The organism is Candidatus Formimonas warabiya (genome assembly GCF_002777255.1).
Lineage (GTDB): Bacteria > Bacillota > Dehalobacteriia > Dehalobacteriales > Dehalobacteriaceae > Formimonas > Formimonas warabiya.
In genome coordinates, this window is the sequence record NZ_CP017634.1 from 558531 (window position 1) to 578110 (window position 19580).

General features: G+C 44.6%; 21 protein-coding genes and 2 pseudogenes. 19 read left to right on the forward strand and 4 right to left on the reverse strand.

The features are described 5' to 3' along the window. The 4 genes from DCMF_RS02485 (at position 1) to DCMF_RS30400 (ending at position 4002) form a co-directional block, all read left to right on the forward strand. Positions 1-1104 (forward strand): uroporphyrinogen decarboxylase family protein, encoded by a 1104-nt coding sequence (locus tag DCMF_RS02485; protein WP_148132969.1) that lies wholly within the window; start codon positions 1-3, stop codon positions 1102-1104. Positions 1105-1232: 128 nt separating this feature from the next. Then, the gene (locus DCMF_RS02490; protein ID WP_148132970.1) at positions 1233-2375 is read left to right on the forward strand and encodes a uroporphyrinogen decarboxylase family protein; all 1143 of its coding nucleotides are present in this window, start codon (positions 1233-1235) and stop codon (positions 2373-2375) included. Positions 2376-2386: 11 nt separating this feature from the next. Beyond that, positions 2387-3796, forward strand: a complete 1410-nt coding sequence (locus DCMF_RS02495) for a GTP-binding protein (RefSeq protein ID WP_148132971.1) — start codon at positions 2387-2389, stop codon at positions 3794-3796. Beyond that, positions 3796-4002, forward strand: a complete 207-nt coding sequence (locus DCMF_RS30400) for a hypothetical protein (protein WP_472297459.1) — start codon at positions 3796-3798, stop codon at positions 4000-4002. Before DCMF_RS02495 ends, DCMF_RS30400 begins: the two co-directional genes overlap by 1 nt. A 115-nt stretch (positions 4003-4117) precedes the next feature. On the opposite strand, the gene DCMF_RS02505 is transcribed toward DCMF_RS30400, so the two are convergent. After that, complete coding sequence (locus DCMF_RS02505) at positions 4118-4957, reverse strand: GGDEF domain-containing protein (RefSeq protein ID WP_148132973.1); 840 nt, start codon at positions 4955-4957, stop codon at positions 4118-4120. Between the two features lie 215 nt (positions 4958-5172). Between DCMF_RS02505 and DCMF_RS30405 the strand changes: the two are divergent. Both DCMF_RS30405 and DCMF_RS30410 read left to right on the forward strand, forming a co-directional pair. Then, a pseudogene (locus DCMF_RS30405) lies at positions 5173-5406 on the forward strand (ASKHA domain-containing protein); the annotation flags it as partial. Beyond that, positions 5392-6714 carry an ASKHA domain-containing protein gene (locus DCMF_RS30410; RefSeq protein ID WP_418219639.1) on the forward strand — a complete coding sequence of 441 codons (1323 nt, stop codon included), beginning with the start codon at positions 5392-5394 and terminating at the stop codon, positions 6712-6714. The pseudogene DCMF_RS30405 and the gene DCMF_RS30410, both read left to right, overlap by 15 nt. 65 nt (positions 6715-6779) lie before the next feature. On the opposite strand, the gene DCMF_RS02515 is transcribed toward DCMF_RS30410, so the two are convergent. Then, the gene (locus tag DCMF_RS02515; RefSeq protein ID WP_148132975.1) at positions 6780-7574 is read right to left on the reverse strand and encodes a protein kinase domain-containing protein; all 795 of its coding nucleotides are present in this window, start codon (positions 7572-7574) and stop codon (positions 6780-6782) included. Positions 7575-7619: 45 nt separating this feature from the next. Here DCMF_RS02515 and DCMF_RS29540 point away from each other — a divergent pair, with 45 nt between their 5' ends. After that, on the forward strand, positions 7620-7766 hold the full coding sequence (locus DCMF_RS29540) for a hypothetical protein (RefSeq protein WP_236860166.1): 147 nt from the start codon (positions 7620-7622) through the stop codon (positions 7764-7766). A 9-nt stretch (positions 7767-7775) separates the two neighbouring features. On the opposite strand, the pseudogene DCMF_RS30415 reads toward DCMF_RS29540, so the two are convergent. Then, a pseudogene (locus DCMF_RS30415) lies at positions 7776-7925 on the reverse strand (zinc ribbon domain-containing protein); the annotation flags it as partial. 381 nt (positions 7926-8306) lie between these two features. Between DCMF_RS30415 and DCMF_RS02525 the strand changes: the two are divergent. From DCMF_RS02525 to DCMF_RS02540, 4 genes are all read left to right on the forward strand, one after another. Continuing rightward, complete coding sequence (locus DCMF_RS02525; RefSeq protein WP_214659047.1) at positions 8307-8750, forward strand: hypothetical protein; 444 nt, start codon at positions 8307-8309, stop codon at positions 8748-8750. 16 nt (positions 8751-8766) lie between these two features. Continuing rightward, positions 8767-9213, forward strand: a complete 447-nt coding sequence (locus DCMF_RS02530; RefSeq protein ID WP_148132978.1) for a hypothetical protein — start codon at positions 8767-8769, stop codon at positions 9211-9213. Between the two features lie 441 nt (positions 9214-9654). Then, positions 9655-10836 (forward strand): MFS transporter, encoded by a 1182-nt coding sequence (locus tag DCMF_RS02535; protein WP_148132979.1) that lies wholly within the window; start codon positions 9655-9657, stop codon positions 10834-10836. A gap of 237 nt (positions 10837-11073) precedes the next feature. Next, positions 11074-11640, forward strand: coding sequence for a flavodoxin family protein (locus tag DCMF_RS02540; protein ID WP_148132980.1), 567 nt, complete (start codon positions 11074-11076; stop codon positions 11638-11640). Between the two features lie 51 nt (positions 11641-11691). On the opposite strand, the gene DCMF_RS02545 is transcribed toward DCMF_RS02540, so the two are convergent. Continuing rightward, a complete protein-coding gene (locus DCMF_RS02545; RefSeq protein WP_148132981.1) occupies positions 11692-11964 on the reverse strand; it encodes a hypothetical protein in 273 nt (90 codons plus the stop codon). A gap of 356 nt (positions 11965-12320) precedes the next feature. On the opposite strand from DCMF_RS02545, the gene DCMF_RS02550 reads away from it, so the two are divergent. The 8 genes from DCMF_RS02550 (at position 12321) to DCMF_RS02580 (ending at position 19470) form a co-directional block, all read left to right on the forward strand. Continuing rightward, positions 12321-13559: a uroporphyrinogen decarboxylase family protein gene (locus DCMF_RS02550; protein ID WP_148132982.1), complete on the forward strand. Its 1239-nt coding sequence runs from the start codon at positions 12321-12323 to the stop codon at positions 13557-13559. A gap of 265 nt (positions 13560-13824) precedes the next feature. Beyond that, positions 13825-14637, forward strand: coding sequence for a methyltetrahydrofolate cobalamin methyltransferase (locus DCMF_RS02555; protein WP_148132983.1), 813 nt, complete (start codon positions 13825-13827; stop codon positions 14635-14637). Between the two features lie 52 nt (positions 14638-14689). Next, a complete protein-coding gene (locus tag DCMF_RS02560; RefSeq protein WP_148132984.1) occupies positions 14690-15328 on the forward strand; it encodes a cobalamin B12-binding domain-containing protein in 639 nt (212 codons plus the stop codon). A 1-nt stretch (position 15329) separates the two neighbouring features. Further along, on the forward strand, positions 15330-16484 hold the full coding sequence (locus DCMF_RS02565) for a uroporphyrinogen decarboxylase family protein (protein ID WP_148132985.1): 1155 nt from the start codon (positions 15330-15332) through the stop codon (positions 16482-16484). Between the two features lie 12 nt (positions 16485-16496). Further along, positions 16497-16640: a hypothetical protein gene (locus tag DCMF_RS29040; RefSeq protein WP_214659048.1), complete on the forward strand. Its 144-nt coding sequence runs from the start codon at positions 16497-16499 to the stop codon at positions 16638-16640. A gap of 76 nt (positions 16641-16716) precedes the next feature. Then, a complete protein-coding gene (locus DCMF_RS02570; RefSeq protein WP_148132986.1) occupies positions 16717-17934 on the forward strand; it encodes an MFS transporter in 1218 nt (405 codons plus the stop codon). Positions 17935-18101: 167 nt separating this feature from the next. After that, positions 18102-18764, forward strand: a complete 663-nt coding sequence (locus tag DCMF_RS02575; protein ID WP_148132987.1) for a cobalamin B12-binding domain-containing protein — start codon at positions 18102-18104, stop codon at positions 18762-18764. A 7-nt stretch (positions 18765-18771) separates the two neighbouring features. Beyond that, the gene (locus DCMF_RS02580; protein WP_148137703.1) at positions 18772-19470 is read left to right on the forward strand and encodes a GntR family transcriptional regulator; all 699 of its coding nucleotides are present in this window, start codon (positions 18772-18774) and stop codon (positions 19468-19470) included. Positions 19471-19580 lie beyond the last annotated feature (110 nt).

Consider the following 19580-nt stretch of genomic DNA (forward strand, 5'->3'; position numbering starts at 1 on the left):
ATGACCAACAAGGAAAGGTTTGACCAAAGTCTTAAGAGAATTATCGGTGCCGTCAATTTTGAGAATATCGACCGTGCCCCCGTCGTATTGGGCGGCCTCTCCGCCCCTATGCTTCATGTGGGCGGCAGTTTTGCGCCCATGATGGAAAAACCCCTCTATCAAACAGAATGCCTGATTAAAACGTATCAGGAGATCGGTTTGCCTGACGGCATCCAGAACCCTTCTTTTAATCCCCATCTTTTGAGCACCATTTGGCTCTCCAAAGTCAAGGTGCCTGGCATAGACATACCGCACAATGAAATATGGCAGGTAGACGAACAAGAACTGATGACCGTTGACGATTACAAGGACATCATCGATAACGGCTTCAACCAGTGGTACAACAATTTCCTGGTGGAACGTCTCGACAACCTGCCGGCTAAACTTGTCTCCTTCTACGAGAATTTTCCCACCACGATCCAGATGGTGGCCGATGCTGGTATCGTGCCCTTCAGTCCCGTGATTTTCACGGTACCCTACGAGTATTTCTGCGGCGGCCGCACCATGGTTAAATTTGCCCGAGACCTTTATAAGCACTATGACCTGGTTAAAGAGGCCATGGACGTGGCTCTGCCTGATATCCAGCAGAATATTAAAAATATTATCCACGGTTCCGGCCTGATTGCTGTTTGGCTCGGTGGCTGGCGTACGGCCAGTGAGTTTATTGCCCCCAGATTCTGGGATACCTTAGTCTATCCGTATTATAAAGCGTTGACGGAAACAGTGCTTGCAGAGGGCGTCATTCCGGTCTTCCATCTCGACTCCTGCTGGGACCGGGATGTATCTGCTTTCCTGGACATGCCCAAAGGCTGTGTCTTTTCGCCGGACGGCAAGACTGACATTTTCCGCGCCAAGAAGATTTTGGATGGTCACATGGGTATCATGGGCGACGTGCCGGCATCGATGCTCTCAATCGGTACGCCGGCGGAAGTGAAAGAATACTGCAACCGCCTCCTGGATGAGCTGGGTCCGAAAGGCTTCATTCTGGCCCAGGGCTGCGATATTCCGCCCAATGCCAAGATGGAAAATATCGCGGCTATGATTGAAACTGCCATGGCTCGCTAAGAAAAGTTTTGAGGATAAAAGGGCCGGGAGATGTTTTCCGGCCTTTTTACATCATGTGGCCAAAATTTGTGCTAAAATAAAATGACCGGAGTTGTTTTTTTACCCTGACGGAAGGGGATGTGCTTATTTTGGAAACAAGGTTATCCAGAGAACGCACTGGGGAATTGAAAGCGTGCATCAGTTGTGAGAATAAAAGACCGGTTTTTCTGATGCAGGGCATGCCCCCTCTTGTCCGCTGGGCAGGATTGTCTCTCGCTGATTTTTGCCGCCATCCCCTGACCGGGTTTATGGCGAGCATCGAAGTGCTGCGCCGGGCAGAACTGGAAGCAGGTGCCATTCACGGCCTTAACTTCGCAGGATGGGGCACCCGCCCGGATCTGTATCTGCTGCTGTCCCACAGCGCCCAGGTTTTGCTGCCTGGCCGGGAATTAGGGGAAAACACCATCTGGCAGGCCAGGGAAAGGGAAGTGATGACGGCAGGGGATTATGGTTTCCTGATAGAGCAGGGTTATCCCTCCCTCTTTCGTAAAATACTTGCCGATATCACCGATGTGGCAGAATTCGATCAGCTTATGGCAGAGATACCACAAAGCAAGGCCACTTTCGGGCGAGCCTTGGCCGGTGCTGGTTTCATAGAACTGGCTTCCGCTTTTCCGGTACCCCAGGTACCCTTCGAGATTCTATCCGGTATGCGCATGCTAAAGAACCTGCTCCATGACTGCTATCGCAATCCGGACAAAGTAAAAGCCGCTTCTGACCGAATTTTGGCAGACCAAATGGCGTCTTCGTCCCTTCTTTTTGCCCAAGAGGAAGAGTTTTCTTTGGGAGGTTGGATTGGGGGCTGGATCTGTGCGCCGGTTATGCTGGCACCCAAGCTGTGGTCGGAGCTGATCTGGCCTTACCTGAAAAAGGCCGGTGATTTCATGCTGGAAAACCATAAAGTTCCCGTCTTTCATCTGGACCAATGCTGGGACCGGGAAATCGGTTGTTTTGCTGATTTTCCTCCCGGTTCCGTTGTTCTGCATACCGACGGTACTACCGACCTTGTCCACGCCCGCCGGATTCTGGGGGACAAAGTCTGTCTCATGGGCGACGTTCCAGCCTCTTTGCTGGTATGCGGTACACCGGCCCAGGTGGAAACATATGTTTTACGGCTTATCGACGGCGTGGGCCCCGCAGGGCTGGTGGTTTGCCCGGGATGTGACGCGCCCCACAATACCCCTTATGAAAATTTTATTGCCATGGTCAATGCTGTTAACCACTGGCAGTGAGGAGGATAAAAATGGCTCAGACCATAAAAATAGATATTATTTCCGGATTTTTGGGGGCAGGGAAGACAACACTTATCAACAAGCTGTTAAAGGAAGCCTACATCGGTGAAAAAATTGCCTTGCTCGAAAACGAGTTTGGCGAGATTGCCATTGACGGCGCTTTTTTTGACGGACACGACATCACGGTTAAGGAGATTGCCAACGGATGCATTTGCTGTACCCTCCAGGGCAGCTTTGTCAAGGGTATCGTTGAGCTGGTGCAAAAATATACTCCTGACCGTATCATCATTGAACCCACCGGCATCGGTCGCCTTAAGGACATTGTTTTTGCCTGCACCGAAGCAGCGAAGGAAACGAATATAGCCATTAATTGTATGATCACAGTAGTGGATGCCACCATGTACCCCATTTTCATAGAGATCAGCGGCGAATTCTATCAACGGCAGATCAGTGACGGCCGCACCATCGTTTTAAGTGCTGTTCAAAACCTCTCGGAAAGTGACAATTTGTGCGGGATTATCGATGGCATCCGGGCCTTAAATCCTCTGGCGCCCATCTTTGCCAAACCATGGGCTGAGATGGACGGGCTGGAACTGCTGCAAGTGGCGGAAGAAACGGGATTGGACCACCGCCAGGATTTCTCCCATGAACATGATCATGACCATAGCCATGACCACCACCACGACAACGAGGGTTTCCAGTCCTGTTCCTTGGAGACGGACAAAGTATGGACGGAACAGGAGATCAGAGACATGATGCAAAAACTTGCCCGGCGTACTTACGGACAGGTCTTTCGCGCCAAGGGATTCCTGAAGACAGCAGCAGGCATGGTTAAGGTGGATTATGTTTACGGCCGGAGTGAGATAGTACCGTCACCCTATACTGGTCCGGGCAAATTCGTGACGATCGGTAAAGACATAGCCGGAAATATGGTGGAAAAACTGTTTGCCGGAGAAACCGCAGCAAAAAACTACCTGATGCTGGCCTGTCCCATTCTCCAAGACGAGATCCGGGCAGCAGCAGCTGAGACGGAAGTGAAGTTTCCTATTCTTTTTATACCTTCAGACTTGCATTTGCTCCCGGACAAGCTGCGGGATTATCTCCAGGAGATGATTGACCGTCTGGAAAATGTGGACTGTCTGCTTTTGCCGATGGGACGCTGCGGCAACGGCACCTTGGGCCTTAAATCGGATAAAATGACGATTATCCTGCCTAAATGCGAGGACTGTATAAACCTGACTCTTTCAGATGAGAAGCTGATGGTGGAGCGCCCGGTTTACAGCTATTTCCTGACTGCCGGCTGGCTCCGGGAGAAAAACGCCATCAACAACGAATATGACGCCACTTTGAAGAAATACGGTCCGGAAAGGGCGGCGATGATCATGGGAATGATGTACGCCAACACCGTAATTTTACGCTGATCGATACCGGTGTTTACGACTTGGCCGCAGCCAGAGAGAAGATTCGCCCCCTGGCTGAGCTGGTCAATCTTGAAGTCAATGAGACGAAAGGGAAATGTGGAGTCCTGAAAAAGATGATTCGCCTGGAACTGGACGATAATTTCATCATCGTGCCCCCGGGTGAGACCGTATCCGAAAGACATTTTCGAAATAAGGCTATTTCCTGAGAGCATAGATGATTATATGATCATCGTAAGAAGTTCCACGATTAATAAAGGATTTTATCTAAGCGCCACTTTCTTGTTAAGGGTTGGTACCTATAGGTATTGTATTGTAAAGGTTTTACTCTTTCCTAAAAAATTTACCGTCGGTTTCATAGAAGGATTTTTTGTCTTGATACATGCGCTGATCAGCGATCAACAGAATCGCGTCAAAACCAGTTCCTTCTGTAAACATGCTGTATCCAAGGCTTAAACTTAGAACCAATGGGTTTGCCTGACTGGGTATTTCGCTCTTTTCCTTAATTCTTTGTATCATTTGCATGGCTATTTTTTGATCAGCGGTTGTAAGTATGAGAAATTCGTCACCGCCAATGCGGAAAACCAGGTCACTTTTTCTCACATTTTCGTTAATTGTTTTAGCTGCTTTGATAATAATTTCATCTCCGGCGCTATGACCATAATGATCATTAATATATTTGAGACCGTTAATGTCTACCATGATCAAACCATAGGGTTTGGAATTTTGTTCATATTTCTTTATTACTTTATTTAGTAATTCACGGTTAAAAAGCCCGGTCAAACTATCTGTGTGGGCCGCTTTTTCAATATGGGAATAAGCTTTTTCCCTTGCTGTGACATCTTTGGAGATAATCATGGCCCCGGTGATTTTCTCTGGAATAGAAATCGGGGAATAAGTATTTTCCACATAACGCCCTTTCCTGTTGATGATTCGATGCCATTCCCGATTACTATGATGATTTAATTTATCTATAACTTTTCCTTGAATTTTTGGATGATGGCAAGACAAAACTGTATTGCTATATGTTTCATGCCAACCTAGTAAATCCTGCGCTAACTTATTGAAATAAATAACTTTTCCTGTATGGTCAACAAGGGTTAAACCAACTTTCAATTGTTCAAGAACAATGTCAATTATTTCACTTGAAATATTATTTTTCATAAACACTCCTGATGTTTGATATCAACTTTATCTTATCACAACAGGGTATTGACAGGAATATTTGCTTTCAACATCTTTTACCGAAAACGTTTCAAAATGTCTTATTCAAGATAAAATTGTTAGATTTGAGGCAAACGGTTTTTTTTAGATAAAACTGATATACATAGATGCAGAAATGAAAAGAACTCAATAATAAATGCGTCAAAAGGAAGGGTTATATGAATTCCATCTGTAAAAAAATTTACCTCGAGCTGAAGACACCTGGTTTCGGAGATACAGTAGCGGACAAGGACAGAATTATCCGGGCGCTAAAGCCTGATTACGGGAATGTGATTATGTCTCTTGATAAATTAAAGTCTTCCTATAAGATATTAAGAGATTTTGATTGGAAGCTTACGGTGACGATGGTTCATCTGGGTTATGCGTGGGAAATCGTGCGAATAGAGCGTGGAGATACTACGGACAAGAACTATGCTTATGCGGCTGATCTTGGCAGCACTACTGTCGTAATGCAGTTGGTTGATTTAAATAGTGGAAGTATATTGGGGGAAGAGAGTATTTTTAATCATCAGATCCCTTTTGGAGATGAAATACTGAGCCGGATTATCTATGCACAGGATAATGAAGCGCATTTGAAGGAAATTCAAAAATGCACACTGCTTAATTTCAGCGAGCTTATGGATAAGCTTCATGACAAAACAGGGATTTCCCCGGCAGAATGCGGAGCCTTAGTTATGGGCGGCAATACTACCATGATTCATTTCCTTTTTGGCATCGATCCCTGGTGTATCTTCTATACCCCTTATACACCTTCTTTTAACAGCAGCGGATTCATATCCGGGCGGGAGTTTGAACTGCCCTTTGACGGGTTGGTTTACTGTTTCCCTTCTGTGGCTAATTACCTGGGGGGTGATATCATTAGCGGGCTATTAACGTCTGAGATGTACAAAAGCAGTGAACTGGCCTTATATGTGGATATCGGCACAAACGGCGAAATGCTTCTGGGAAATGATCAATTCATGCTTGCAGCAGCAGGTGCAGCCGGACCTGCCCTTGAAGGAGGCATTAGCAAACAGGGGATGAAGGCCAGCGCGGGAGCGGTGGATTCGGTGAGGATCGTTGATCATGAGATGATCATTACAACGATACAGAACGAAAAACCAATTGGCATCTGTGGCTCAGGGATTGTTGATCTGCTGGCCGAGATGCTCTTGGAAGGGTGGATCGATTATGCGGGAGCTTTTGTTCCTGGTAAATCAGAGCGTATCGTCATGCGGGAAGGAGAATATGCAGTAGTCTACGCATGGGAAAATGAATCCGGATCTCATCAAGAACTGGTATTCAGCCAATCTGATATTTTCAAGTTTATGGATACAAAAGCTGCTGCGAACACCATGGTAGCTTTTCTGGTGGAAACATTGGGCATCGAAATTGATGATATTCAAAAGGTTTATGCCGCTGGAGCCTTTGGGACCCACCTCAATCTTGAGTCGGCGATAACGATCGGTCTATATCCGGATCTCCCCAGAGAACGTTTTGTTAATATCGGAAATGGTTCACTTAAAGGAGCCTGTATGCTGCTGAAAAATGCAGAACTCTTTTCTAGCGCCGAAAGTATCATAGAGAAGATCGTTTATTTATCTCTTGCCGAGGCGAAAGATTTTCTGATGAAAATGCATGCAGCAAAGTTTTTACCGCACACAAATTTTGATTTATATCCATCTGTCATGGAAAAGCTGAAACGCCGTCGGAAGTGATGAAGGGAATACGAGACCACTCTTTCAGTAGTTGGGATGCTTCCTTTGAATAAGGAGAAAAGTTTCTAAATATTTTTTAATTCTGAAATAGCCTCATCCGCACTAATAAACGAGCTGTTGCCGAAATGTAAAAGCTTATTGATAAAGCTTGCGAAATTAGGAGACAGGTGAAGCACGGTTTCCCAGGGCTGATGAAAATCAGTTTCGTCTTTTACCCAATTGGTAAATAAATCAAGGGCAATAATACCTGTTCCAAAAAGGTCGCTACTTGGAGAAATATCCCTACGTAAAGATTGATATGTTCTGGGGCCGGGATCATTGACGATTTTGTTTTTCGGCATCGATGTATTTTTTCTTTGATTTAAAAAACGATCAATTGGCGGATCAGGACAGTATGGAAACTGTTTTGGATCTAAAAATCTTGCAAAGCCAAAATCAATGAGAAAAAGTCTGTTATGATTCATAATTAGGTTAGATAACCTTAAATCACGATGGACAACAGATTTTTCAGGAACGGAAGAACAATGTAAATCTTTTAAGACCATCAGAAGCTGACGAACGATCTCCTTCACCTGGTCTTCGCTAAATACATACCCCCGGTCAATCAAGGAGCTTAAAGGGTATCCTTCAATGATCTCTTGTACAATACAGTGGTTATTGTCAACGGAAAATACCTCAACGAGTTTTGGTACCCGGGGATGGTTTAAACTGGAGAGAATCTCTGTTTCCAGTTGAAAGCGTAAAAAATTTGTTTCTTCCGGCTCATCCTTTTTCTTTAAAACCTTTAATGCATACACTACGCCATTCCGTTCGGCACGAAAGACATTCCCAAAACTACCGTCACCTAAATAGCTTTGGATGGTATAATTTCCCCACCGGGGATAACCCTCTCAGGACGAAAACAGGTGTCCGAAAAGACCTTTCCGACGGTGTTTGCCGGAGCTGCTTCCGCTACGGTGGCCGTGTCCATAGCCGTAACCATGCCCGTGATCACTGGGCGGGTAATTTGGAGATGGGGTAGGTTGTATGGGATTAGACTGCTTTACAGTTGATACCAGCTTATTACCGCAACTAGGACAGGCGATCCAACCCGGCTCTACTTTACTTTGGCAGGCAGGGCAAAAGGATGGGGTATTTTTTACTTGAGTGCCACAGAACGGGCAGAACTTAAACCCTGGTTGTAATGGTTGTTGGCAGTTGGAACAATTCATATCTTTCCCTCCTTGTATCTCACTACCATAATATTACCAAATTAATAGAGCATTTGTACAGTATGCTCAGAAAATCACCTGTTATGCAGGTTCCGGAGTTCCTAAGTGATGAAAGGATATAAAAGATTTTTTGGAATGTCCAATCTCAGCGGTTAAGCTGTATGTTCTGCGACGATGGATACAGGTAAATAGTAAACGGCTAATCTTCTTTTCATAATTTTTTCATCGGGAGAATTTTTTTATACAATTTGGAGATAGTTAAAAACATCTATAGTAAAGTTATGATTTCTTTCGAAAAGGTTCGGACGGAGTGCGCATTTTGAAAGACCGTTTATGCGCGGGTACCTAGCAGACATGGCGGGGTGGCTGGAGGATATTAGGTTGAAAGATCAATTCCTTTGTGGTTTTGTTTCCGGATTAATTGCCAATAGTATGGCATCTCTGATTGATGTTGTGCTTGTCTCCGTATTTAAATTTGGATCTCTCCGTTTTCTTGATTTTTCCAGTATTTTTATTTATGGAGGCAAACCGCTTAATTTACTGGAAGAGGTTTTTGCTCAATTCGGGGAACTCATGTTTGGTGGGTTCTTAGGCATTATATTTGCTTACTTCGTTTTCAAGAATAAGTATCATCTATTAAAAGGACCCATTTATGCCGTGATTGCATGGTTCGTCATTTATGGGATTGTTATTATGTACAGGGTTCCGCCGCTAAAAAATATTTCGCTGGGGTCATCTCTGGAAAATTTATTAGTTTCGTTAATTTATGGATTTTTATTGGCTTCAACCATGGGCTATTTAACGAAATTGAGACAGGGCGCGTAAGAAAGGAGCAAGTATCTTGAAAGATCGTTTTCTGAATGGATGTATTGCCGGGTCTCTGTCAGGTCTTGTCGCATCATTATTTGATTATCTATTTGTTTCTTATTTCAAATTTGGAACTATCCACTTAATTGATTTTGCAGGGGTATTTATCTTTGGCAGCAGGCCCCAAACTTTGGGGGAAAAAATATTTGCTCAATTTGGTGTTTTGGTATTTACCGCGTTAATCGGAATTCTATTCGTACATTTAATCTTAAAAATATCCTCAAGGTATCTTTTATGGAAAGGGCTCATCTCTGGTATTTTACTTTGGTTCTTTGTTTATGCTTTGGTCGAATTATATAAAGTGCCGCATTTTCACAGGACATCTCTGGCATCCTCAATGGAAAATACCATCATTGCCATGATTTACGGGTTCGTTTTGTCGGCCTTATTAACATGGTTACAAAATAGGGAGAGAATATAGGCGCATGGAGTGATTGTGATAGATACCTCCTGGAATCATACTCCCGGGGGCATTTTTGCTGGGAAAGAGGGGTAGTTATAAGAAGAATAAATTAGTATAATATAATTGGATAAATTTGAGAACAAAAATATGTTAAAGTAAATATTTCCGGCGATAATCTATGCTTAAGCAGTACAGATTTTTCATGTTTTGATGCAAGAACAACCGGAAGAAAAGGGAGGAAATGAGGCGATAAATTTAGAAAGGAGGTTTTTATGGTGTCGAACGGCTCTAAAGGGGAAATCCAAGTTGTTGCCGCCCGTTTTGTAAATATTTTACCACCGCCATCCGTAAGTAGTGTCAATTCCAATGATAATCTTTTCTAGCCGGAAGGATTGCTACTTACACTAACGCATTGGTGGAATCCTCCTTGGCTCGAAAAGAGACAAGGAGATGATAGGTATGTTCAAGGACAAAACCCTCTTGGGGTTGATTTTAGCGGTTGTGTTCATGATGGTCGGAGTAGGCATGATCGTCGCTTTACTGCCCCAGCGCGTTGTCGATTTGGATGGAAATGGGCGATCCGTAGGGTATCTAGCTTCGGCCTTTGCCTTCTCGTATCTGTTGCTGCAAGTTCCAATGGGACATTTGTCGGATAAGATAGGCTTCAAGCCGCTGCTCATTGGGGGATACCTGCTGTGTTTTCTTACCGGATTGGTGTTTTATCTGGCCACAAGTTCACAGATGATATTTTTTGCCCGGTTTTTGCAAGGCGCCGGCGAAGCACCGGTTTGGGCATTGGCACCTGCGTTGCTATCGCTAAAATATCCCTTGGCTAAGGGGAAAGTAATGGGGATATATAATGCGGTATTTCATTTTGGTCTTACCATGGGGCCTTTTCTTGGGGTCATATTGGCGCAGGGATTAAAGAGCAAGGAGATATTTTTGGTTTACTCTTTTGCCTGTTTAGCGGGGGCTGTGGTCATCTATCTTCTCGTCGAGGCTCCTGTGAAGAAGGAAGAGCAGACAACGGGCCTATTGGATTACCGGATCCTATGGGAACTGGTAAAACAGGGACAGATGTTCCTTTGTTTGATAGGAATCACTTTCTATGGAACAGGGTACGGCATCTTTCTCACTACAATTCCCGCCTTTCTTTTGCAGGAAAAGGGGTTTAATCCACTTGGTATGGGCCTGTATTTTTCGCTGTTTTATATGGCGATCAGCCTGGCACAAGCTATTACCGGTCCATTGTCGGACAGATTTGGCCGGAATAGGTTTATGATTTTGGGTTTATTACTTGCTGCCGGTGGGATGATGATGACGCCGGTTTCCCACTTTCCCTTGATTTTTTGGGTACTAACGATCGCCAGTCTTGGGGTGGGGATTTTTCATCTTGCTTCCATGGCCTTCTTGAATGAAACTGTACCTGATTCCTTAAAAGGCACTATTTCCGGGACATATTATCTTTTTTGGGGCACCGGGATGCTTTTCGGTCCTCCGATCATGACCCGGATCGCCACTTCCGTCAGTTTTCAGGCCTCAATGGCCGGTTATTCATTCCTGATACTCTTGGTTGCCGTTGGGATGATGAAGATATGGGGGTGGAAGAGCCCCGCTAAAAAACAGAACCTTTATGAATAGCAAGTCTATCAGGCGTTATTGCGATAATATGATTGTATTGTAATTGTGCTAGAGAGCGCATGATAACAGCTATTATGGCAAATTGCCCCACAGCATTCAATTGTGGGGCAATTTGCTTATATGAGGGCTTTATTTGGATTTGGATAAATAATACTGAACGCATAGGAAGGATACCGGAATATTTAATAGAAATCATCATGGTATCTAAGAAAAGTAGTGATAGAAAGGATGAGATTGATGAAAATAGCTATTTTATCTGGTAACCCTAAAAAAGACGGCTTATGCCAATCTGTCATAAATGCCGCCAAACAGGGGGCTTGTGAGGGCGGGGCGGAAGTTGATGAAATCAGGCTCTGTGACTTTAAGCTTGTTCGCTGTCAGGTTTGTGGCGACGGCTGGGGTCCATGCCGGGCAGAAAATTACTGTACCTACGGTTCAGATGGATTTGATGAGATTAAAATGCGCCTCCAATCCAGTGAAGCAATGATTATGGCATCCCCGGTATACTGGGGTGAGACCACTGAAGTATTTAAATCTTTTATTGACCGGTTGCGGCGGTGCGAGTTTAATCAGACCGGGGTCCTAAGGGATAAGCAGGTTTTGCTGATTGCCACGCCGGGTGGCACGGGAAACGGTTTGCTAAGCTGTTTTGAACAGATGGATCGTTTTTGTCGCCATACTGGTGCAGTCATTTTCGATTATATTGGTGTTAATCGATGGAATAGCGATTATAAGAGAGAAGCCGTTAAGGCGGCCTCTTATGCCATGGCACAGGGGAGAATAAATGGTGATACAGTGAAATAGGCTTGAAAAGCTGGGACAATTGTATAGGAATTCAACTAAATACTATTAAAATCAGGGTTTAGGAGTATTCTGCATCTGATCTTGAATCATTTTAAGCTGAATTTGCATGTTTTTTACCTGCTTCTCCAGAGAATCGGATTCCGGGGAATTGTTATTTGAGGATTCCTGAACTGCCAGTTGAGCTGCTTTCGTTAGCATGAGTGAGCCTACGCCAACCAAAAAATTACCAATTATATTTAAGTCGTCTGCACTTAAGTCCTCCGACAATATCAGCGCAACTAGGGCACTTAAAATTATTAATTGATTAGAATCAGAATTTGGCAATGTTTTCACCTCTAATTATCATATGCGCAGTAGGTTAAATTGGTTTAAATGGACTGACTGACGCCTAGGATACATGGATATATATTGTAAATTTTGGGCCATGGAACAAAGCCATGGTTCTTTTTTTGTCTGCCGGGCCATCAGAAAAATTCCGGGAGATGGTACGATGAGCTTCCTTTGTGATAGGGCGTCCGGCTCCGTATGCCGCTAGTTTGTCGCTGATCAGTGCCAGGCAGTCCTGTAATAATAAGTAGGATTCAATGACATAATAGGTATGATTTTTCTACTTTTTCGAACCGAATATAGGAGGAGAAAAGGTAAGTGGTTTTACTAATTAATTTAGGAGTGGTTTGCATATGTCGGATACGAATGAATTGTTACAGGCACGTTCGCAGCGTATTAGGGATGTTATCGCATTAAAAGAGCCGGATACCGTTCCCTTTGCTCCTAAGGTGGGGAACTATTATGCCAGGGGTTATGATATTTCCATGTATGATGCTATGAAGGATATCAGGAACATTATGCCGGGGGTCATGGGTTTTTTAGATGATTTTCAGCCGGATCTGGCCTGGGCTCCCGTGCTATATCCCATAGATCCCATGGAAGCAATGGATTGCCAGTATATTAAGTGGCCCGGCGCCACCCACAACCTGCCCTTGAATGCCTCCTTCCAGATCATCGATAACAGTTTCCTGGATGATGATGAATTTGATGAATTTTTATTTGACCCGACTCATTTTTTCCTTACAAAGGTATATCCCAGAAAATTTAAAGCCTTGGAACCCTTATCCAAAGTAGTCTTTAGGAATCCCATTGAATATGCCCTTTATATCGAACTGACGACGCTGGCCCAACCAGACGTAAAAGAGGCCATGGAAGCACTGAAGCGGGGGGGAGAAGCCGCTGCCAGATGGCTTGGTTATATGGGTTCGATCATAGGAGAAATTGCCCAAAAGGGATACCCGTTGGGGGCTGCAACAGCCCAGACTTGTCCTTTCGACATGTTCTCCGACAATATCCGGGGGTTAATCAATACCATCAGCGATATTTATCATCGGCCGGAAAAATTATTAGCGGTATTGGATTATATGACGGAGGTCTGTATTGAAAGAACCATAACTACCGCCAAGGCTTTAGGGGTAGACTTTGTCTTTATTCCCCTTCATGCCGGGATGGACGAGTTTATGAGTCCGGCCAATTATGAAAAATTCTATTGGCCCGGCTTGCAAAAGCTGATCATCGCCATCATCGATCTGGGGATTACCCCCTATGTTTTCTGCGAAGGGAAATATAACAGCCGCCTGGAAGTGATCAGCGATGTGCCCAAAGGAAAAGTTATTTATATGTTTGAAGAAGTAGATATTGTGCGGGCCAAAAAGATTGTCGGCCAGTCGGCCTGCATCTGTGGAAATCTCCCCACTTCCTTATTGGCCTATGGAAAAAAGGAAAAAGTGATTAATGAAACAAAACGTCTCATTGATCAGTGTGCCGGGGGAGGCGGCTTTATTATGGACTGTTCCATCGTTTTGGATGACGCCAAAAGAGAGAATATGGAAGCCTGGGCGGAAACAACCAGGTTATATGGCAAATACTAATGAGATATGCCGCGGAATTTTGCGGACTTTTTTGAACGATAAACATTCTAAACCGTGGAAAATCCCACGGTTTTTTTTTACACTGCGGGCAAATCCATTCTTCGGGTTTCTTCGATACTATTTGGAGCAGTTCTCAGAATAAGTAAAACAGAGTAAAAATAAGAATGAAAAACAAGATAATAAACATTTGACAAAATATTAAACATAATGTAATATACATGTATATACACGTATACCAATTCTGCATTAAAGGAGGGGTTGGCTATTGATTGTAATTGGAGAAAAGATTAACGGAACGATTCCCAGTGTCAAAAAAGCCATCGAAGATCGGGACGAGGCATTTGTACGTTCTCTTGCCGTGAAACAGGCAGAAGCAGGGGCCCATTATCTCGATGTCTGTGCGGGGACGGCACCGGAGTTAGAAGCCGACACTTTAACCTGGTTAATGGACATTGTGCAGGATGCTGTGGATACCCCATTATGTATCGACAGCCCCAATGCCAAAATTATGGAACAGGTGCTGTGCCGGGCAAGACGGCCGGGCTTAATCAACTCCGTATCGGCAGAAGGGGAAAAATGCGAAATTATTTTCCCCCTCATACAAGGGACAGAATGGCAGGTAATTGCCTTAACCTGTGATAACGGTGGCATCCCCTCGGATGTTCAAACAAGGGTGGAAATAACAAAAAGAATGGTGGAAAAAGCCCGGAAATATGGCATTACTCCAGATAGAATCCACATTGACCCACTTGTTTTGGCTTTATCCGCAGACAACAGGTCCCTGTTAAATTTCACGGAAACCTTACAAATTGTAAAAGATCTCTATCCGACTATCAAGGTAACATCCGGATTAAGCAATATTTCATTTGGTATGCCTCTGAGAAAAGTAGTGAATCAAAGTTTTTTAACCATTGCACTTTATGCCGGAATGGATTCAGCGATTGTCGACCCTTGCAACAGGGAGATGAAGGCCGCTCTTTTCGCCACAGAAGCATTATTAGGGCGGGACCGGTTTTGCCGGAATTTTTCAAATGCCTACCGGAAGAATAAAATTGGTCCGCTTAAGGAATGCCTATAGCATGCAGGGATCCCGGGGTAAAACCCAAAAAATATTTAAGGGGGAAACAAAAATGGCTGATTTACAGGTTCTAACACAGGCAGTAGGAGATTTGGACGAAGCTCGGGTTTTAGCAATTTTAAACGAGTTCGTTTCCACAAATCCGGGATGGGAAGAAGCAGGAAAGGTAGTGAATGCCTGCCAGCAGGGCATGGCAATTGTGGGAGACCTTTTTGAAAAAAGCGAGTACTTTGTTGGTGACCTGATTTTTGCCGGAGAGCTCTTAAATGCCGCGATTGATACCTTGAAACCGGTTTTGGGAGGAGAAAGTTCCAGAAAAATCGGTAAAATTGTTCTGGCCACTGTCCAGGGTGACCTCCACGACATTGGCAAAAATATTTTCAAAAGCATGTCGGACGCGGCCGGCTTTGAAGTTTATGACCTGGGCATAGACGTGCCTCCCAGTGCCTTTGTGGCGAAGGTGAAAGAAGTTCAGCCGGAAATTGTGGGCATGAGCGCTGTTCTTACCCTGGCCCTGGATTCTATGAAAGCAACGGTTGAGGCACTGAAAGAAGCCGGTTTGCGTGACCAGGTAAAAATTATCATTGGGGGAAATCCTGTCACAAAAGATGCTTGTATGCAGATTGGGGCAGACATGTTTACGACAAATGCCGCTGAAGGGATAAAAATATGTCAGGGGTGGGTGAAATAACATGACTGATCAAATGAGATTGTCTCAGGAAAGAACACAGTTGTTTACTGATTTAATGGATGGCAAGATCCCGAAGCGGGTTCCTGTCTCCGCTCTTTTTGCCCATGAATTTGCCATTCAGTATGCCGGCAGGGATTTGACAGAGGTTCAGTGGGATACGACGGACCTGGAAGCCACCTTTGAAAAGGTGAGTGAGGATTTCTTCTCAGACTTGCTGCCTGTCTCCGCCTTTAGAATGCCTTCCTTTTACAAGATTTTAGGATCAAAGAACTTTGTCATGGGTTCAAATGGTTTCCTGCAGCACCCGGAGGTGGAGGGACTTGCGGTAGAAGATTACGATGCTTTCATTGCTTCCCCCTATAACTGTATTGTAGAAAGAGTTTTACCCCGGCTGTATTCCGAACTGAACAGGGATCCGCTGACCAGATCCTTAGTGATGGCAAAAGCTTTTAATGCTTTTACAGATGAAACGGGCAATACGGGAAGAATCTACGGAAACCTGATCCAAAAATATGGTTATGGATACACGAACTTTTTCGCCGGCTTTTGTGAAGCTCCTTTTGATTTTCTCACGGATCAGTTAAGAGGCTTTAAAAATATCTCCGTCGATGTGAGAAGAATTCCGGATAAAGTAGAAGCGGCTGTCAATGCGGTTACGCCTCTTATGATCAAAATGGGCAATCAGCCCGTGCCCCAAAAATACAATGCCACCTTTATTCCGCTGCATATGGCCCCTTATCTGCGCGGGAAAGATTTTGACCGATTCTACTGGCCCTCCTTCAAGAAGCTGGTCGATGGTCTGGCGGAAAAGGGAATGCGGTCTTATCTTTTCGTTGAGCAGGACTGGATGCGCTATATTGATTATTTGGCGGAACTGCCTGCAGGTACCGTGATGATGTTTGAGTATGGGGATCCTAACCTGGTGAAAGAAAAACTGGGTGCCAAGCATATCATCAGCGGATTCTATCCCCTTTCCTTATTGAAAACAGGCACCAAGCAGCAGTGCATTGATAAGGCGAAAGAGCTCATCGATATCCTGGCTCCCGGCGGGGGATATTACTTTAGCTTTGATAAAGTCATTATCACCCAGGACAGCACCAATGTGGAAAACACCAAGGCGGTGCTGGAGTATGTATCTTCAAATGCCAACTATTAAGGAGGGGTATTCATGAATACAAATTATTACAAAACCTGGGAAGAGTACTTGGCTGAGCATCCGGAAATAGACGAAAAACAGGCGCAGGTGATGGCACCAAAGATGCAGACCTATGAGGAGATGTTGTTTGGTTTTATTATGTTTCTATGTGTATAAATGAATGGGGGCCGGTAAACAGAGAGAGCACGCCTCTCTCTGTTTACATCTAGAATAACTGGAAAGGGATGAGGCAATGAACAATGTTTCCAAGCATGAAAGTTCTCCATTCCGCTGGGTGATCCTGCTCATGATGTGGGCCTCTCTGTTTATCGGCCTGGTGGCCCAATTTCAGATTGCAGGCCTTGCTTACAAAATTATCCCTGATTTCAAACTGACACCCGGGCAGTATTCCCTGGTCCTCACAGCACCTATGCTGGCGGGTGTATGCTTTAGCTTCGGAGCAGGGGCCTTGGCCGACCGGTTCGGCGTGAAGAGAGTAGTTGCCGTAGGGTTTGTCTTTTCCATTATCGGCGTATTTTTCCGTTACGCTGCCCATAACTTCTGGGAAATGTTTGTGCTGATGTTTTTGGCCGGCATGAGTCCCGGCCTGCTGAATGCAAATGTATCGAAGTTACTTGGTGCCTGGTTCCCCAAAGGGCAAATGGGTACAGCCATGGGAATTTATTTAACCGCCATGGGTGCGGGGATTAGTGTAGCTTTAGCTACTTCCGCCTTGTTTCCCTCCCCCAAAAGTGCCTTCATCACGGCAGGTGTGATCATGTTTTTGATCTGGATCCTCTGGATGATCCTGATCAAGGATAAGCCTGAAGGGGCACCCGATCTTCCGGTGATGCCGGTATCAAAGTATATCGGTGTAGCTGCGAAAAGCAAAAATATCTGGATGGTGGGAATTGCCCTTATGTTTTTCATGGGTTCTAATATGACGTTTACCGGTTTTTTCCCCAATGCCTTGAATCAGATCTGGGGAATGAGTCCGGTGAAAGCCGGATTCATGGCATCAGTAATTACCTTTGGCACCATTGCCGGCAGCTTGGTAGGACCGGCCCTTTCCGAACGGATGGGCAGAATGAAGCCCTTTTTAATGATTTCAGCCCTGCTGGGCGGGTTTGCCGGGTATGGCGCTTGGATCGGGCCCAATGAGCTGGGCATGTCGATCCAGCTATTTCTTCTTGGCATGTTTTTAGGCGTATGTTTTCCTTTGCTGATGGCATTTCCCATGCTGCTCCCGGAGATTGGTCCCGTATATGCAGGAAGCGCCGGCGGCATCATTGGTACCCTTCAGGTTATCGGCGCTGTGTTTATTCCCTCGGCTTTTATTGCCCCGTTGGCAGGCCAGAACTACAACCTGTTATTTGCCCTGGGCAGTTTATGCCTTTTGCTTGTGGCGTTGATCAGTCTCCTGCTTCCGGAATTAGGGGATCAGACCCGGAGGAAAATATCCCACCGTTGACAAAAGAAATTTCCGATTATATGATGAAATCAATTGTATATGGATGTATATACGTCTCCATGGCCGGTATGGATTTTGTTCCCTGCTGGACTAGATCAAAAACAGTAACCTGAAACGAATAATGGCAAGTGATAAGACTTGATTCATTAAATTTGGCGGAGGGTAATATGAAAAACTTCGGCAAAAAGAAGCAACTGTTAATTAAGTATGTGGAAGATCTGGAGGAAGAAAAAGTTCTGGAATTGGCAAAAGAAATATTAAATGACGGTGCGCCACCCATGGACTTGTTGGTATTGATGAATGAAGGGATGAACCGGGTGGGCAAGCTCTACGAAAAAAAGGATTATTTTATCGCCGACCTGATTATGGCGGGGATCATTTTTAAACAGGTGCTGGAACTTGAGAAAATGACGGCACATTTTAAGGGAAAACAAAAGGAAAAAATAGGCAAGGTGGTTCTCGGCACTGTCAAAGGGGACATTCATGATATTGGCAAAGACATTTTTCGGGGCATGCTGGAAGCAAATGGTTTTGAAGTGGTTGATCTGGGAGTGGATGTGCCTAAAGAAGTCTTTGTGAAAAAAACCCTGGAGCACAAGCCAGATATTGTGGGATTAAGCGGAGTTTTGACGAGTACGGCAGATGAAATGAAAGCCGTGGTCGATGCGCTAATTGAGGCCGGACTGCGGGATCAAGTCAGGATTATTGTCGGAGCCAATTACCTTACTCAGGAAGCGGGCAGTTATATCGGGGTGGACAGTATTGCCAACGAGGCTTCAGGCGGAATAAAGGTATGCAAGGAATGGATGAATACGAATGAACAGAGATGAGCAGATCATGGGTAGTCCGGTTTACATGCAAATATTTGAAGACATCAAAAAGAAGATCAATAATACCGAGTTAAAGCCCGGTGATATCGTACCCTCTGAAGCCGCCCTGTGCAGAGATTATGGGGCCAGCCGGATGACTGTACGAAAAGGCCTCGCTTTATTGGTTAATGAAGGCTATATTTATTCCATTCCCGGAAAAGGTAACTTTGTCAGCAAGCCGGAGAGTAACAAATATACCATCTATTTTGACGAAATGGAAAACCCCATCAACCGGGTGGATCAAACCAGGCTGTTGGAAGTCACAATCATTATGCCTGATGAGAAATTGGCGGGGGAGCTCTGTACGACAAGAAATAAAAATGTGATTATGATTCGCAGGCTCTTTTATACAGAGGGCGTCCCCGTTGCCTATGATGTGAAATATTTGCTTTACCATAAAGGAATGCCCATCGTGGAAAAAGAAATTGAGCATGCCACGTTCACAGAAATGATTTCCAACAATATGCCGATTTTTGCCTTAAAGAAAGAAATCATGATTTATGCCCAGATCCCGGATGAAGAAATAAAAAGGCACTTAAATATCTATCATAATTTGTCTTTACTGGTGGTCGAGCAGAAACTTTTCGACAAGGAAGAGAAGCCGATGGGTCTGGGTATTACTTACTTCCGGGGAGATTATATCCGTTTGCAGGGAACGAATGCTTAATCCAAAAACGGTATCCGCCTTTGAGGCAGTTTTGGTTGACCCGACTAAAACGAAAAGGATGAAATACAAAGAATGTACTGAGAAAATTAGGAGAAAAATTCTCCTGACCA

Bases quoted from the DNA above. Each gene is read 5' to 3' on its own strand.
- DCMF_RS02485 (WP_148132969.1), top strand. From the start codon at position 1: ATGACCAACAAGGAAAGGTTTGACCAAAGTCTTAAGAGAATTATCGGT.
- DCMF_RS02495 (WP_148132971.1), top strand. From the start codon at position 2,387: ATGGCTCAGACCATAAAAATAGATATTATTTCCGGATTTTTGGGGGCA.
- DCMF_RS02505 (WP_148132973.1), bottom strand. From the start codon at position 4,957: ATGAAAAATAATATTTCAAGTGAAATAATTGACATTGTTCTTGAACAA.
- DCMF_RS02535 (WP_148132979.1), top strand. From the start codon at position 9,655: ATGTTCAAGGACAAAACCCTCTTGGGGTTGATTTTAGCGGTTGTGTTC.
- DCMF_RS02540 (WP_148132980.1), top strand. From the start codon at position 11,074: ATGAAAATAGCTATTTTATCTGGTAACCCTAAAAAAGACGGCTTATGC.
- DCMF_RS02550 (WP_148132982.1), top strand. From the start codon at position 12,321: ATGTCGGATACGAATGAATTGTTACAGGCACGTTCGCAGCGTATTAGG.
- DCMF_RS02560 (WP_148132984.1), top strand. From the start codon at position 14,690: ATGGCTGATTTACAGGTTCTAACACAGGCAGTAGGAGATTTGGACGAA.
- DCMF_RS02565 (WP_148132985.1), top strand. From the start codon at position 15,330: ATGACTGATCAAATGAGATTGTCTCAGGAAAGAACACAGTTGTTTACT.
- DCMF_RS29040 (WP_214659048.1), top strand. From the start codon at position 16,497: ATGAATACAAATTATTACAAAACCTGGGAAGAGTACTTGGCTGAGCAT.
- DCMF_RS02570 (WP_148132986.1), top strand. From the start codon at position 16,717: ATGAACAATGTTTCCAAGCATGAAAGTTCTCCATTCCGCTGGGTGATC.
- DCMF_RS02575 (WP_148132987.1), top strand. From the start codon at position 18,102: ATGAAAAACTTCGGCAAAAAGAAGCAACTGTTAATTAAGTATGTGGAA.
- DCMF_RS02580 (WP_148137703.1), top strand. From the start codon at position 18,772: ATGGGTAGTCCGGTTTACATGCAAATATTTGAAGACATCAAAAAGAAG.